Below are 15,057 nucleotides of genomic sequence, written 5' to 3' on the forward strand. Positions count from 1 at the left end.
GATGAAAACGAAAATATACTTAACCCTGTTCTCCGCAATACTACTGTTGGGCAGTTGCGAAAAACAATTAAATCAAACGCCAGAGTCGAGTTTGGCTACAGAGAATTTTTTTACCAATAATAACGACTTTCTTCAGGCGGTAAATGGGGTGTATTCCCAGTTGAGCAATTATCCCAGTCAGGCATTGTGGCTTGGTGAAATGCGCAGCGACAACTTAAATGCGACTTCTGATGGTAACCGCGATTGGGACGGGATCAATAATTTTACACCGAGTATTACCACAACAGGATTTATCACAACTGCCTGGAAAGCCAATTTCAACGGGATATATAATGCGAATACTGTTCTGGCAGCATTAGAAACCAAAGGAAGTGTGCTCACTGCCGCAAATGCAACAAGGTATGCCGCCGAAGTCCGGTTCTTACGGGCATTCTACTATTTTTCCCTGGTACGGACTTTTGGCCAGGTGCCATTAATATCGACGGTAAAAAGCGCTGTGGAAGTAGCAAGCATTCCACGTAGTCCGGTAGCCGATGTTTATGCATTGATCGAATCTGATCTGCAGTATGCAGTGGCCAATTTACCGGCAACTTTTACAGGGACTGACCTTGGAAGGCCAACTTCTTATGCTGCAAAAGGGCTGCTGGGACTGGTTTATCTTACTAAATCCGGACCTACTTATGGTATAAACGGACCTGGCCTTAACAGCAATGAATATGATAAGGCTGCTGCTTTGTTCGATGCAGTACTTACCGGGAGTCCTTACAGTTTTGCCTCCAATTATGCATCGATATTTTCTTACACCAACGAAAATAATAGTGAAGTTGTTTTTGATGTACAGTTTGCTTCGAGTTTAAACGGAGCAGGTTTTCCTTCCCATTTGGTGCCTGTAGCTTATTGGACAAGCAATGGAATTTCTAACAGTTTTGGGAACGGCTATGGAGCCAGTACTTTTCCGGTATCAAAAAGTTTGGTCAATTCTTACACTACCAATACGGTAAGCGGCACCGATGTGCGATACCCTTTCAATGTAGCGACTACCTATACTGCTGGTCCTTTTATTAAAAAATATATTGATGTGGCTAAAAAGGGCTTATCGGGAAGAGATTGGCCGATTAATTTTATCGTACTGCGTTATACCGATATATTGCTGATGAAAGCCGAGTGTATCCTTCATGGTGCAGCAGGCACTCAAAGTGATGTAGACGCGGCTGTGAACAGGGTGAGGGCCAGGGCTGGCGTAGGGGCATTATCGAATGTAAATATTCAGACCTTAATGCAGGAGCGGCAAAGGGAGTTTTTAGGCGAAGGGCTCCGCTGGAACGATCTTGTGCGCGAAGGCCTGGCTGTTTCGCAGATTAATGCCTGGAGAGCAGCCGATGCGATTACGAAAATTAATGAAATTGTACCGAACTATGTTATTTATCCGGTGCCTGCGGCAGAAATTCAGACTGCACCTGGCCTTTATACTCAAAATCCGGGCTATAACTAATGTTGTGTTAATAGTAAAATGGCGGTTCTATTTTCCCGCTGATTTCAGTGATAATCGCTGAACATATAAACCAGCGTATTCCGCATAATCGGCGGGAGTATAAAATGATAATTCATACTTAACTTAGCACTAGTATATTATGGGAAGAATAAGATTTCAATTCAATAAAATGATCAAAAGAAGTTTAATCATCATTGGTTTTTCGTTGCTGTATAATGGAGCAATATTTGCGCAGCGAAAGGCTGGGCAAAAGCCCAATATTGTTTTTATTCTGGCTGATGACCTGGGTTATGGAGATGTTGGTGTTTACGGGCAAAAACAGATCCTCACGCCCAACATCGATAAGCTGGCCAATGAAGGAACACGGTTTACCGATTTTTATGCTGGTGCTCCGGTCTGTTCACCCTCACGTGGATCCATCCTTACAGGCCTCAACACCGGGCATGCTACCATTAGGGGCAATGCAACCGAACAAGGAGGACTTGCGGGGAAAAAAGGGAAAAATGTGGTGTACCGGGCCAATCTTACCAAAGATGATTATACTATAGGAAACCTGATGCAGGATGCCGGTTATAATACTTCACTGGTTGGAAAATGGCATGTAGATGGATATGATTCGCTCGCTACACCTTTACAAAGGGGCTTCGATAAATTTTCGGGATGGCTGATTAATATTCCCTCAACTTACGCAAGCACCTATTGGCCTGATCACCGTTATGTAAATGGCAAGCTCCTGACGGTAGAAGCAAATACCAATGCGAGAAAAAGCTATTATGAAACCAATATCTGTACAGATGAGGCACTTGCTTATCTGGAAACCCAAAAAGATAACAAAAAGCCTTTCTTTTTAATGCTGAACTTTAATAATCCGCATTCACCGCTGGATGTTCCAGACCAGGCCATCTATAAGAATAAAAACTGGCCTGAAGATATGAAGACCTATGCGGCTATGGTGTATTATTTAGACCAGTCGGTAGGTAAAATAAAAGATTACCTGATCAAAAGTGGCTTGTCGGAGAATACAATTGTGTTTTTTGCATCAGATAATGGCCCAAGGTCTGAGCCGACCAGTCAGCTGAAAGCGGTATCCGAATTCTTTGATTCGAACGGTAAACTTAAAGGATACAAAAGGGATATGTACGATGGAGGGATCAGGATTCCGTTTATCGCATGGGCGCCCTTTATTAAAAATGCGCCGAAAACAAGTGATGTGCCGGGGTATTTCCCTGATATTATGCCAACTTTTGGAGAGATTGCCGGTAAAACTGCCGGATTCCGTACAGACGGCACTAGCATATATCCGGTTATTAAGGGGGGTAAGGTTAAAACCGACCGCTTTCTATATTGGGAGTTTTTTGAATTGGGCTTTGAGCAGGGCGTGCGTTATGGTCGGTGGAAAGGGGTGAAAAGACATCATAAACTCGAACTTTACGACATTAAAACGGATATTGGCGAAACCAATGATGTGGCTGCTGCCCATCCTGATATTGTGAAGAAAATTGAGGATTATCTATTAACCGCCAGAACAGATTCGCCTTATTGGACGGTAAAATAAAGGCCGTATTCTCCATTTATGCTCGATCGGGAACCAACGGTTATAGTTAAATAGTTTAAGAGCCTGTTTAGATTTGATACAATTATTTTACTTATCTAACATTTTTGTCACCCTGAGGGACAATTTATTGTATAAAAATCAATATAAATGATAGGAGAATTTAAGAGATTAAATCTCCTCAGATTATCGTCATTGCGAGAAGGCTTTTTCAGCCGACGAAGCAATCTTTATGGAAAGGATCACTAGCATGAAAGATTGCTTAGTTCCTCGCAATTGTAAAGGTTTAGTAATTCTGTTACCGAATTACTAAACCTTTACAGCAATGACGATCTTTCTATAGGATCTGTCAATAGTAGCGGAGTCGATTGCTTTAATATATCTAAAAACAGGTCTTCGACAACGCTCTCCACAGGAGTCCTTTGGACAGACTGACATACTAATAATTTAAAATAAAATAGGCTCTAAGCCAACTGTATATAAGCTGGCAGGTCTATCCGTTTCAGGCCTCTATGCTCTTAATGAAGCTACGTGATTTTAAGTAATAAAACCTTAATAAAAATTAACTAAAATAGCGCCTCTTCCTTAAGATCGCTATTTTAGTTGTTTAAGCTGGCTCTGCCATACCCATGTCCTTAGCTTAAAGGAATTAAGCCTGCCTTTAATTCTAACTCCGACTTTTTTTGTTAAACATTTGTTAATCTGATAATTAATGATCTGAATCAAGCGGGAAGGTTTGGAGGGAAACGCTGTGACTTAATTCGGGTGTTTCGACAATCATTTTCAAAAAACCGCCATTTCTCCGGATAAATCGAACCAATGATGAAGCGTTTTTGCTCAATACCACCATTCTGATATAGGGAAAACCAGAAATATAAAAATCGGACACAATGCAAATTCAATGCCTGTCTTGAGGTGAATCTACAGGGATAAGCAGCCATAAGCCTTAAGCAACAGGCCATATAAACTGAGCCCTTGTAAAATGCATGCTAATTTTAAAAGCAAGTACCAGCTTTGCTTGCTTAACTATTATGGCGCACAGAAAAAAATTGATTGATCTAATTAATTTAAAAATAATATCCTGAGCTTACTTAAGCAATGATCATTGGCGCAGTGGTTATTATTTTAAGCATTGTTATGCATATTGCCTCCCATTTACTATTGTTTGTCGAATAATAGAGCAAAGTTTTCATGTATTATAAATAGAGCTGGTTATTCCAATATTTTTTTAAATACCTAAGTATTAAAGTTGATAACATGTGTCCTTATGGAAATCAGTTCTCAAAATCTGATGTATAACCAACTAAATTACATACTTATGGGAAAACGTTCACTTTACCAGCTAAAAAGCGCTAATATAATGCGTTATGCCATCAAAAATGGAGGAGCAGAACAGGTTGTAAATTATAACTTACCGCTCAACACATGGCACACTTTGCCATTACCCATTCTGGCAGTACCCGCAAGCAATTAACAATAGAAAATAATTCTCATAAACGGTGGTGCCGTAATTTTTATCTGCTGCAATTAAAAAATATAATGGAAGGAAATAGTGTGGAATTAGGGGCAGGCTTGTAGAGTTTGAGGATGTCGCGAATGTAGGCCTAACCCCATTGATAGGGCTAATAGTCCCCAATAAAGAAAACCATAACCATAATAAACGCTCATCGAAACTTAATGTGCACCCGATCTACATTTATATATCTAACCCTATGAAAATACGATCAAACAATATGCCTGCGAAAAAGTGGGCTTTATTAATTCTGATTCTTTTGCATCAAACAGTGTCTGGGCAATCCATAAACGGCATCCAGACCGATGCCAGCGCCAGGAACAATATTTATACTGCGGTGCCATTCCTATTGATTACGCCACAGCCAAGATCAGGAGCAATGGGGAATGCGGGGGTGGCCCTTGATCCTGATGCCAATTCTACTGTTATGAATACATCCGCATTGGCATTTCTCCAGGAGAGGGATTTGGGCATCGCCGGTTCTTATAGCCCCTGGCTTAAGCAGCTGGCCCCTGATATGAGTATTTCATACCTTAGCGGGTACTATCGGATGAACGAGCGGAATACAGTATCTGCATCCATTAGGTATTTTTCTATGGGGGATGTTAATTTCAGCGACGAAAATTTTCAGAATCTAGGTGTTTATAGCCCCAGTGAAGCTGCATTTGATCTTGGCTATTCGCTCAAGCTTGGTCCGGATTTTGCCCTTGGCGGAAATGTACGGTATATCAGCAGTAACCTTTTTGGCGGAGCAACAGTTAATGGAGGCAGAGGCTCGGGAAAAGCCCTGGCTGTAGATATTTCTGCTTTTCAGAAATCGGATATAACGTTGGCAGGCAGTCCTGCGGTTTTGAGCTTTGGTGTTAACCTGTCCAATATAGGTACAAAGATGACTTATCGCAATACCGCCCAGTCTTACTTCCTCCCCGCCAATATGAGGATAGGATCTGCACTTAAAATAGGCGAAGGCGAGAACAAGCTTACATTATTGCTTGATTTTAATAAACTGATGGCTCCAACGCAGCCGGTTTACGGTTTGGATGGGAATATAGTAAAGGGCCGGGATCCTGACCGTTCGGTGCCATCGGGGATTTTTGGCTCTTTCAGTGAGGCCCCGGGAGGCTTTCGCGAAGAATTAAAAGAGGTTGGCATATCAACGGGCGCAGAGATGAGTTTCAAGGATGTTTTATACCTCAGGGCCGGCTACTTGTACCAGCACCCCGAAAAAGCTAATACCTCTTATCTCACCCTTGGTCTTGGAGTTCATTATAGCAGCCTTTCCCTTGATTTTTCATACCTGGTAGGATCGGGTTATAATCCACTTCGGAATACCCTGCGCTTTGGTATACAAACAAAGTTTAGGAAGTTTAAGTAAGCCTAAAGTCTTTAAAGGCATCTTCTGGATTCCCGCATCTTGGAAATGTTATGGCCAGTTGGTTGAGTAAACCAAAAGCTAATCGGAAGGCTAACCATTGGATTTATACATGATCGGAGCTCACTAAAATTATTTTTACGCAATCGATTGCTTAAATTGATTATTTTGCGAAATTCGTGTAACCAAATATTAATATTTTAATTCAACCCAAATATGCGGGGCACTAAGAATCAATTGCGCTGATGATGATGACACAAAAATTGGTGAATACTGCGTAAATACCATTTTATATCTCTTATTCGCTGATCGTCAGCGGTAAATTATTTTCTTATTCAATTAAATTTATTCATAATTGCACCGATATTCCATGAGAACTTTGAAGCCAGAATGAAGCGAACGATTTTCCTTATTTCAATCTTTCTTTCCCTGTTTTCTTGTGCGAAATCACAAGAGTTTGTATTCACACCGCTTAATGTTCTTCACGGACTGAGTGACAACCAAGTTCGTTACATGCTTCAGTTACCTGACGGACGTATGGTTTTCAAAACCACCGGTAATATCAATATCTACGATGGAGTGGGGTTTAAGTATATTCACCGGGATTCACAACGCAAATATCCGTTAAAAACATATGATGGTTTTTACAGGATTTATCTGAGAGGCGATTCCATACTTTGGATAAAGGACTACAAAGAGCTTTTGCAGGTTGATCTGCGCAAGGAGAGGTATACACAAGATTTAGCGAGTTATTTCAAAAAGATAGGTTTTCCAAAGCCAATAGATAATTTCTTCATGGATACAAAGCAGCGGCTATGGTTGCTTATTGGTGATAAACTTGTGCTTAGCGATCATACTTTTGAATTTGAGCTATCGCAGGATTGGGGAAGATTGCAGGATGTGAGCGCTGATGAAGAAAAGCTATATCTTTTCTACAGTACAGGAAAGGTGATGTGCTACGATCTGAGTTCGAAACGTAAGTTGTACAGTGCAGCTGCATATCCCGATACTGATTACGCTAGGTTTGGCAATACTTCCCTGGTGGTCAAAGGGCGCAATGGTTTTTATCAGTTGCGAAATGGAACCCATGGCGGGTTCTTTTTCTTTGATCTTCAAAAACAGGCCTGGAGAAAAATCCTTGAAACAAAATATAGCTTAAATACCTTAGTTGTGGATGCAAAGGGCAAAGCATCGATCAGTTGCGCCAGGGGGATTTGGATAATTGATTGCTTTAGTAGTGAAAAACGGTATTGGCCACTGCTAAACAAAACCGATGGAAGTAAGCTGAATACAGAGATCAGCACATTGCTTTATGATAAACAGGGAGGATTTTGGCTCGGAACCGTAAATCAAGGAATCCTCTATGATCATCCCGAAAGGTATATTTTTAAGCATATCGGGGCATCGTATTTTCCTGGTGCCTTATTAGGCGATATCATGGTGAAAGCATTTTCTGAGGACGTATCCGGAAATATTTACCTGAAATGTAAATCTGGCTTTTACCGTTACAAGACCACCTTAAGTAATGGTAATGCACTTGAGAAAGTTGATGTTTTTTCGATCCCTTCAATGGCGCGCCGTAAATTGGAATATCCTCAAACATTGATGGGTTATAATATAGACCATACTGCAGAGCTTACTGATTCGAGAGGCTGGAAATGGACAGGAACTGGAGACGGGCTGAGATTATTTAAACCTTCAGGGGAACAGCATATGTTTTATACTAAGGATGGGTTGTCAAACAATTTTATACAGGCGATATTACAAGACAGCCATAACAACATCTGGATCACCACCAGTTATGGCATTAACAAGCTTGAAATTGATTCAATCAGTGGAAATGTTCACTTTACCAGTTTCGATTCAAATGCTGGTACATTAGAGGGGGAATATACAAATCAGGCTGTTTACGAAAGTTTGAGTGGTGACCTTTATTTTGGAGGAATAAATGGATTTAGCATTTTGAAACCCAGTCGCCTTTTGCAACGTAAGCTACCGTTTAAACCTGTTTTTACTAATCTGTTCTTAAAGGGAGAAAAAGTTGAACCGGGCAAAAGTTATGGTGATCGTGTAATTTTAATCAATAGTGCACCCTATGTTAAAAAGATACACCTTGATTATGATCAAAACTTTCTGACTTTTCAGTTTTCAGCGCTTAACTATCAGAATCCATCTCAAACCTTTTATCGATACCAGTTGATGGGGATAGACAAGTCCTGGCGTGAGACCTTCAGTCGCAGGGATGATGGCGTAAACGGGCATGGTGTTCTCGAAATATCGTATACCAATCTGCCTCACGGTAATTATAAGCTAAGGGTGATGGCTTCTAATAACAATAAAGAATGGAATGGACCGGTTTCTGAACTTGATCTAACTATTAATGCACCCTGGTGGCAGACTTTGCCAGCGATTATCTGTTTGGTAGTATTGGCTTCAGTTTTGATATCAGCAGCAATATTTGCTTATATTTCTCACACCAGAAAATCATTGGAACGCACTCATCGGGAAGAGCTTTTATTGCTCAGGATTCGTAACTTAATCGATCAGCAAAATGTTCTTCTCGCAGAAAAAGAGAACCTCCCTGTAACGGTTGAGGAGCGTAGCGACGCTTCAGGGGCCAAAACCGGCCTCAACCAGGCAGAATCTGAATTTTTAGAACGGGCGATGAAACTGGTAGAAATGAATATTGAAGTTACAGATTATTCAGTAGAGCAGCTCAGCCGTGATCTTAATATGGACCGTACCGGACTTTACCGAAAACTCATCACACTCCTTGATAAATCGCCATCACTGTTCATTCGCAATGTTCGCCTGGAGAAAGCGGCACAATTAATTCTGGAAGGTAAACTCAATATTTCAGAGATCACTGAAAGGGTGGGATTCAGCAGCTCAAGCTATCTGGGTAAATGTTTTTTTGAACAATATGGCTGCAGGCCTTCAGAGTATGCCCGCAAGGTGAAAAATCAACAACATTGATACTTTTTGCAACATAGTTATTGTCTTAACATCACCGTTCAGCAGTATGTTTGTTATGATCAAATAAAAACTTTATGATGCTTATGAAATTTTACAACAAAGCCGGTAGTTTATTTATGCTTTTTGCATTTTTGCTAACCATGAATGGGTGGGCACAACCCATACAAAAGACAGCACAAGGGCTGAAGTTTGCATCCCGGCAAATGGATATATCGGTTGAATTCTACTCAGAAAATACGGTGAGAGTTTACAAAACACCCATTGGCAAGCCTTATCTTAAAACCAGCCTTTCAGTTGTGGCAGTGCCAAATAAAGTAGTTGTGAGGTATGCGAAAAAAGGGCAGAATCTGGTAATAAAAAGCAGCAAAATTCAGGTAGAGGTAAATGCAGAAACTGGAGGGGTTTATTTCTATAATGCTTCGGGCAAGCAACTCCTGCAGGACAAGGACGGAGGCACACTGTTTTCGCCTGTAAATGATGCCGGAACCCCGTCATTCAAGGTCCGGAATGCTTTTTTGCTGGATAAAGATGAAGCTATATACGGTGTGGGCCAGATCATGGATAATAAATTTAACCAGCGCAATTCCGCTCACCTTATGAAAAATGAGAATATGTCAACTTATTCGCCATATTTTCTTTCCGTAAAGGGTTATGCGGTATTCTGGGACAATTATTCGATTTCTAAGTTTGAGGATAAACCAGAGGAACTATCTTTTGAAAGCCTGGGTCATTGCGCTGATTATTATTTCATGTTTGGTAACAATACGGATGGGGTAATCTCAGAACTGCGTGGACTAACCGGTAAAGCTCCAATGCTTCCGCTATGGGCTTATGGATTCTTTCAGAGCAAGGAACGTTATCATACACAGGATGAAAGTCTGGATGTTATTAAAAAGTACCGAAACCTGAAAGTTCCACTGGATGTAATTATTCAGGATTGGCGTTATTGGCCGGAATATAATAAAACAGATAGTGCCTGGAATTCACAAAGCTTTGATAAAGAGCGTTTCCCAGATCCAAAAAAATGGGTTGATGAGATTCATAGTTTGAATGCAAAGCTCCTGATTGTAACATGGCCGGGTTTTGGTCCGAAAACACCTCAGCGCAAGGAGTTCGACAGTAAGAACATGATCATTAATTTTGATACCTGGCCCCCGAAAAGTGGCGCAAGACCTTATGATGTGTTTAATCCAAAAGCACTTGATATCTACTGGCAATACCTCAATAAGGGAATATTCAGCTATATTGGTAACGATGGGTGGTGGCTTGATTCAACAGAACCTGACCACATAAACGTCAAAGAATCTGATTTTGACCTCCCTACCCATTTAGGTAGCTACAGAAGTGTAAAAAACGGGTTCAGTCTGATGCACAATAAAGGGATTGCAAGTAATCAGCGCGCTTTAAATCATGACAAGCGTGTAGTGATCCTTACCAGATCAGGCTTCATTGGCCAGCAGCGTTTTGGATCCAACACCTGGAGCGGTGATGTTACATCGAGCTGGGAGATGCTTCAAAAACAGGTGCCGGCAGCGTTAAACTATACCTTGATGGGGATACCTAACTGGAATAGCGATATCGGTGGTTTTTTTGCCGGACGTTGGCGAGATAATGGTGGCAATAAAAACCCCGAATTTCAGGAATTATATGTTCGCTGGATGCAATTCGGGGCTTTCAGCCCAATGATGCGTTCTCATGGAACCGACTTGCCACGGGAGATCTGGAATTTCGGTGAACGTGGTTCATGGTGTTTTGATGCTCAGGAGAAATCCATAAAACTCCGTTATAAGTTGTTGCCTTACATATATGGTACATCATGGGATGTAAGCGAAAATAACGGAACCTTTATGCGCCCATTGATTATGGATTTTATTGCCGATCAGCGTACACATGAGATTGGTAATGAATATATGTTTGGCCGCTCGATCCTGGTTGCGCCGGTAACAAAATATCAGGTAAGAAAATCTCCGGTTTATTTACCTAAAGGAAGTGGCTGGTATAACTTCTGGACGAATGAGTATAGCGTAGGAGGGCAGACTGTTGAGACAGACGCTCCTGTTGATATCATTCCATTATATGTGAAGGCTGGTGCTATCATTCCATTCGGTCCTGATGTACAGTATTCTACTGAGAAAAAATGGGAGAATCTTGATATCCGGGTTTATGAAGGTGCAAATGGAAATTTTACACTTTATGAGGATGAAAATGATAACTATAACTATGAAAAAGGGGCTTACACTACCATTGTGTTGAAATGGGATCAAAAATCAAGGACATTAAATATTTCCGATCGAAAAGGAAGTTATACCGGAATGTTGGCAAAGAGAAACTTCAATGTTGAGCTTATCACTTTGAATACTAATAAAACCAGTGACAAAACAAAAAATGTCAGATCAGTCGAATATAAAGGAGAAAGGATTTCTATTAAATTTTAGTCGGATCTTATCAGAAGTATATACGCAGCAGGGAAAGCCATTGTTATTGTTAACACGGCTTTTCCGCTATTCGCTCTTTTTTAATTTACTGAGTATATCAACTGGTATTTATTGTCAATAAGTTACACACATAACAGATAGAGTGGTCGTCATCTCGACTGGAGTGCAACGGAATGGAGAGATCTTTTAAACGCTAATTTCAAGCTTATATCCTTTGCCGCGTATAACAACAATGTTGATATTCGGATCAAGTTCGAGTTTTTTTCTAAGTTTTGATATAAACATATCTAGACTGCGCCCTACAATAACACCTTCATCTTCCCAGATCTCTTTTTGTAGCCGGCTTCGCTCTATAGTCTCGTTGGGAGACATGGCAAAAATGAGCAGCAGACGGGTTTCAGTTCCTGTCAGGTCTATGGTCTTTCCATTTGTGATAAGTTTCCGATTTTTCGCATCGAACATCACTGAGCCTAAGGTGAACACATTAGTATTCCGGATATCATTGGGAAAACCTCTTCGCGGTTTAACCGATCTCAAAAATATAAAACCAATAAATGCTAAAAAAGGAAGTCCACCGAGAATATAACCTTTCGTTGTTGCATTTAGACCTTTCGGTTTGAATTTAATGCTGATTCTGTAACATGCTCTGGGTTGCGCTCTCCTTTTGCATGCTATAATATCATCTTTTTTGTTTTTGGATATAGCGTATCCATACACCACATCTGTACCGTCGCAGTTCAGAACATTAACAACATAATCATTCGCCAGTGGGTCTTTGGCCAACAAGCGCTGGGTTGTATTAACCAGCGAGTCGGTTTTGAAAGTTAGAGGCTTCTCAAATCTGATTTGGTATTCATTCCCGGAGATCTTTTCTACAGGAAGTACTCTTGACGTACTATCGCCCGACTGTAGGAGTAATTCATGTCCGATCCGGCGGAGCAAAACTTCCCTTCTGGCCATATCAAAGTCATTACTACCGGTTATACTGAAAGCCGCACAGATTATAGAGATAAATGAGAGTAATATCAATCCGAACAGGTATTTGTATTTCCCGGAGAGGAGATTTTGACTAAAATGCATAGTGTCAACGTTTTATTTACAAAGTTTACATTTTTATTTACAATCCAAGCGCTCCATGTCGAAAAATATCAAAGTAATTTTGCTGAATCAAGTTTGATCGCATATGAAAAATAGATTATGTCTTATCCGATCAGACTTATCAAAAGAATTTATGTAATTTAATAAACCTACAAAAATTATGAAAAAAGTAATTTATGCGCTGATGTTACCACTGGTTGTGGTGAGCGGACTGGTATTTGCTAATCGTGAAATCAAGACTGAAACTGGGAAGCCGTCCCCAAAGCCGCTTTCTGTTGCTGAAAGGAAAAAATGGGAGGCTAGCCCTGATGGTATAAAGTACAAAGAATGGGAAGCCTCTCCCCGGGGTAAAAAAGTGCTTACCGGTGCTGCTAAAATAAGAAAACATATAAGTGCTTTTACCAATATGGAGGCTGTTGTAACCGCTCTTGCTCTTCCGCCGGGATCAAGATTAGGTTTTGGTATTATGGCGAGGATTAACGACGACGATTATATCGTGAAATTTGAGCCGGAAAAGTCTCAACTTGAGCAATTGCATAGCCTGAAAGTTAACGACAAAATATTTATAAGAAGCCATAGCGTATCGTACGCGCCTAAGTATTCATATCCAATAGTATCGTGCGATTATGTAGAACGAGATGGTAAAATAATTTTTAAACGTGTCCCCCGCAAAGGCGGTTGCTGAGTTGAAGACTGTTGTTTACACCTGCGGTAAACAAGATATCCTTGAAGATCGAAAAGGAGATCTTTGGTTCGGCACTTCAAACGAAGTATACCGTTATGATGCCCGCCTGCCAGACGGTAAAGAAATACCTTACAAGCTTTAATGGTAAAACGGGTAGAGGTAAAATATTCAAATTCAGTATTAGTATTGCCGGAAAGAAAACTTTCGAGATATTCTTTCCGGTTTTTATGCAATTGATGTTTGTTTGATTTACTCGTAAGTTTTATCAATCAAAAACGAAATAGCATTTTCAATTTCCGATCTTCCTTCAGTACTTTTTAGATCCAATCCACAAAAAGTGCAATCATTAGTAGTGGCGTAAATGTCTAGATAGTATATTCCCGATATTAGCAGTGCAATAACGGCCCTGTATCTGTTTGAATTTTCTTTGAAGTGTGGATCGGTAATACTTTCAAATAAGAGGGCACCATTTTCCTCACGGTCATTTGCGAGTTTTTTTAACGATTTTCTGTTCTCTATTAATCCCCAAAGCAGGATTTTCTGGAGTTCCTTATTTTTGAAGACATAATCAAATTGAGCGCGCAGCATTTCTTTAGAAAATGTTTTTCCACCGTCGTTAACCATCGGGCTTCCCGGCTCTTTTTTTACATTGCTCCAAAAGTCCTGAGAGCGGATATATTCATCAATGAGTTCGTCCTTTCCTCCAAAATAATTATAGATCAGTTTTTTGTCCAAGCCTGCAGTACGTGCGATATCGTTAACCTTAAGGCCCGAAAAGCCTTTGGTATGGAGTATTTTCTCTATCGCATCTAAAAACTTCTGCTTGCTTTTTTCTTTATTTCTTACCGATTTAACCACTGTTTTCTGTCCCATTTGATGCAAAATAATCGTGCCGGAAAATTACACAATCAATTTTAAATATTTTTATCACCGATTGGTGATATATTGTATATTTGTTCAGCAGAAGAGATATGCAGAATGATTGTGCATTTCTTTGCAATAACCGAACTACATTAACTCCACCTCAAATAATATGAAAAAGGGAATTCCTATTACCGAATTATCTGTACAAGAATTATATAAAAAGAAGCAAGGTTTACAAGGTGTACTGATTGGGCTGAGCTTGGTGCTGCTTGCTGCCTTTGTGATCATTCTTTACCTTGCCTTTTCATCCAGAATGCCAAAAGTGCTTGTAATTGTTCCTGTTTGCTGTTCGCTAACATTTTTGCCAGCATTTATTAGCCTGGGGCAGATTAATACTGAAATTAAAAACAGAGACTTCAAAAAATAGTATCGATGTTAACAGATTGTCTAAATTGTGCTGCTCCGGTTACGCAGAATTACTGTGCAAATTGCGGACAAAAATCTACTACACACCGTTATTCCATTAAACATTTCCTTACACATGATTTTGTTCATGGTGTTTGGCATGTAGATAAAGGCATTTTATTTACCCTAAAAGGTCTCTTTACGCGGCCAGGGCACAGTGTCCGTGAATTTGTTCAGGGCAAAAGGGAACCTTATTTTAGTTTTGTGACGCTCATCCTGCTCATTCTGACGGTATCAGGTCTCATTGCGCCGTATACACACGGCAATATGTCTGATCTGATGCCTGAGGAAAGCAGAGCAATGATCTAGAAAAGATTATCTCTGGTCATCCAAAACTGATACTCACTATTGCTATTTCTCGTTCCGGCTTCTTACTATGTTTTGTCATTTTTGATCGGGGTGATATTCGCCATTGTTAAAATGAAGCATTGATAATTTTCATCTACCTATGAAAGATAGCCTGTAAGTTTTAGCCTTGCATTTTTGTGAGTATCCATGAAATAAAAGAATAGCCTATGGTTTTTATTTCATGGATACTTTTTTAATTTTATAGCTGGCAGCCTGCGTAATAATATTCCTTCATTCACTTTCCATATTCTTTTTTC

The 15,057-nt window shown here is 40.2% G+C and carries 12 protein-coding genes; 10 read left to right on the forward strand and 2 right to left on the reverse strand.

Features of this window, described 5'->3' with window-relative positions; genetic code table 11:
- Position 1 precedes the first annotated feature (1 nt).
- The 6 genes from ACN9MR_RS04210 (at position 2) to ACN9MR_RS04235 (ending at position 11,340) form a co-directional block, all read left to right on the forward strand.
- Positions 2-1,492, forward strand: coding sequence for a RagB/SusD family nutrient uptake outer membrane protein (locus tag ACN9MR_RS04210; RefSeq protein ID WP_426328377.1), 1,491 nt, complete (start codon positions 2-4; stop codon positions 1,490-1,492).
- A 139-nt stretch (positions 1,493-1,631) separates the two neighbouring features.
- Entirely contained in the window at positions 1,632-3,047 is a 1,416-nt protein-coding gene (locus ACN9MR_RS04215) for an arylsulfatase (protein WP_426328378.1), read from the forward strand.
- A 1,315-nt stretch (positions 3,048-4,362) separates the two neighbouring features.
- Positions 4,363-4,518, forward strand: coding sequence for a hypothetical protein (locus ACN9MR_RS04220; RefSeq protein WP_426328379.1), 156 nt, complete (start codon positions 4,363-4,365; stop codon positions 4,516-4,518).
- Positions 4,519-4,756: 238 nt separating this feature from the next.
- Complete coding sequence (gene porV, locus ACN9MR_RS04225; RefSeq protein WP_426328380.1) at positions 4,757-5,932, forward strand: type IX secretion system outer membrane channel protein PorV; 1,176 nt, start codon at positions 4,757-4,759, stop codon at positions 5,930-5,932.
- Positions 5,933-6,442: 510 nt separating this feature from the next.
- Entirely contained in the window at positions 6,443-8,905 is a 2,463-nt protein-coding gene (locus ACN9MR_RS04230) for a ligand-binding sensor domain-containing protein (RefSeq protein WP_426328381.1), read from the forward strand.
- An 83-nt stretch (positions 8,906-8,988) separates the two neighbouring features.
- The gene (locus ACN9MR_RS04235) at positions 8,989-11,340 is read left to right on the forward strand and encodes a TIM-barrel domain-containing protein (protein WP_426328382.1); all 2,352 of its coding nucleotides are present in this window, start codon (positions 8,989-8,991) and stop codon (positions 11,338-11,340) included.
- 186 nt (positions 11,341-11,526) lie between these two features.
- Here the strand turns inward: ACN9MR_RS04235 and ACN9MR_RS04240 are convergent, their stop codons facing one another.
- A complete protein-coding gene (locus tag ACN9MR_RS04240; protein WP_426328383.1) occupies positions 11,527-12,420 on the reverse strand; it encodes a winged helix-turn-helix domain-containing protein in 894 nt (297 codons plus the stop codon).
- Positions 12,421-12,598: 178 nt separating this feature from the next.
- Between ACN9MR_RS04240 and ACN9MR_RS04245 the strand changes: the two genes are divergently transcribed.
- Together ACN9MR_RS04245 and ACN9MR_RS04250 are read left to right on the forward strand one after the other, a co-directional pair.
- Entirely contained in the window at positions 12,599-13,123 is a 525-nt protein-coding gene (locus ACN9MR_RS04245) for a hypothetical protein (protein WP_426328384.1), read from the forward strand.
- Positions 13,098-13,265, forward strand: coding sequence for a two-component regulator propeller domain-containing protein (locus ACN9MR_RS04250; protein WP_426328385.1), 168 nt, complete (start codon positions 13,098-13,100; stop codon positions 13,263-13,265). Before ACN9MR_RS04245 ends, ACN9MR_RS04250 begins: the two co-directional genes overlap by 26 nt.
- 107 nt (positions 13,266-13,372) lie before the next feature.
- Here ACN9MR_RS04250 and ACN9MR_RS04255 read toward each other — a convergent pair whose 3' ends face one another.
- A complete protein-coding gene (locus ACN9MR_RS04255) occupies positions 13,373-13,996 on the reverse strand; it encodes a TetR/AcrR family transcriptional regulator (protein ID WP_426328386.1) in 624 nt (207 codons plus the stop codon).
- Positions 13,997-14,156: 160 nt separating this feature from the next.
- On the opposite strand from ACN9MR_RS04255, the gene ACN9MR_RS04260 reads away from it, so the two are divergent.
- Positions 14,157-14,414 carry a hypothetical protein gene (locus ACN9MR_RS04260; RefSeq protein ID WP_426328387.1) on the forward strand — a complete coding sequence of 86 codons (258 nt, stop codon included), beginning with the start codon at positions 14,157-14,159 and terminating at the stop codon, positions 14,412-14,414.
- Between the two features lie 5 nt (positions 14,415-14,419).
- Entirely contained in the window at positions 14,420-14,761 is a 342-nt protein-coding gene (locus tag ACN9MR_RS04265; protein ID WP_426328388.1) for a DUF3667 domain-containing protein, read from the forward strand.
- Positions 14,762-15,057: the final 296 nt, after the last annotated feature.

Source organism: Pedobacter sp. R-06 (genome assembly GCF_049913135.1).
Classification (GTDB): domain Bacteria; phylum Bacteroidota; class Bacteroidia; order Sphingobacteriales; family Sphingobacteriaceae; genus Pedobacter.

Excerpts from the sequence above, each read along its gene's own strand:
- ACN9MR_RS04210 (WP_426328377.1), top strand. The coding sequence starts at position 2 with ATGAAAACGAAAATATACTTAACCCTGTTCTCCGCAATACTACTGTTG.
- ACN9MR_RS04215 (WP_426328378.1), top strand. The coding sequence starts at position 1,632 with ATGGGAAGAATAAGATTTCAATTCAATAAAATGATCAAAAGAAGTTTA.
- ACN9MR_RS04220 (WP_426328379.1), top strand. The coding sequence starts at position 4,363 with ATGGGAAAACGTTCACTTTACCAGCTAAAAAGCGCTAATATAATGCGT.
- porV (WP_426328380.1), top strand. The coding sequence starts at position 4,757 with ATGAAAATACGATCAAACAATATGCCTGCGAAAAAGTGGGCTTTATTA.
- ACN9MR_RS04230 (WP_426328381.1), top strand. The coding sequence starts at position 6,443 with ATGCTTCAGTTACCTGACGGACGTATGGTTTTCAAAACCACCGGTAAT.
- ACN9MR_RS04235 (WP_426328382.1), top strand. The coding sequence starts at position 8,989 with ATGAAATTTTACAACAAAGCCGGTAGTTTATTTATGCTTTTTGCATTT.
- ACN9MR_RS04240 (WP_426328383.1), bottom strand. The coding sequence starts at position 12,420 with ATGCATTTTAGTCAAAATCTCCTCTCCGGGAAATACAAATACCTGTTC.
- ACN9MR_RS04245 (WP_426328384.1), top strand. The coding sequence starts at position 12,599 with ATGAAAAAAGTAATTTATGCGCTGATGTTACCACTGGTTGTGGTGAGC.
- ACN9MR_RS04255 (WP_426328386.1), bottom strand. The coding sequence starts at position 13,996 with ATGGGACAGAAAACAGTGGTTAAATCGGTAAGAAATAAAGAAAAAAGC.
- ACN9MR_RS04260 (WP_426328387.1), top strand. The coding sequence starts at position 14,157 with ATGAAAAAGGGAATTCCTATTACCGAATTATCTGTACAAGAATTATAT.
- ACN9MR_RS04265 (WP_426328388.1), top strand. The coding sequence starts at position 14,420 with ATGTTAACAGATTGTCTAAATTGTGCTGCTCCGGTTACGCAGAATTAC.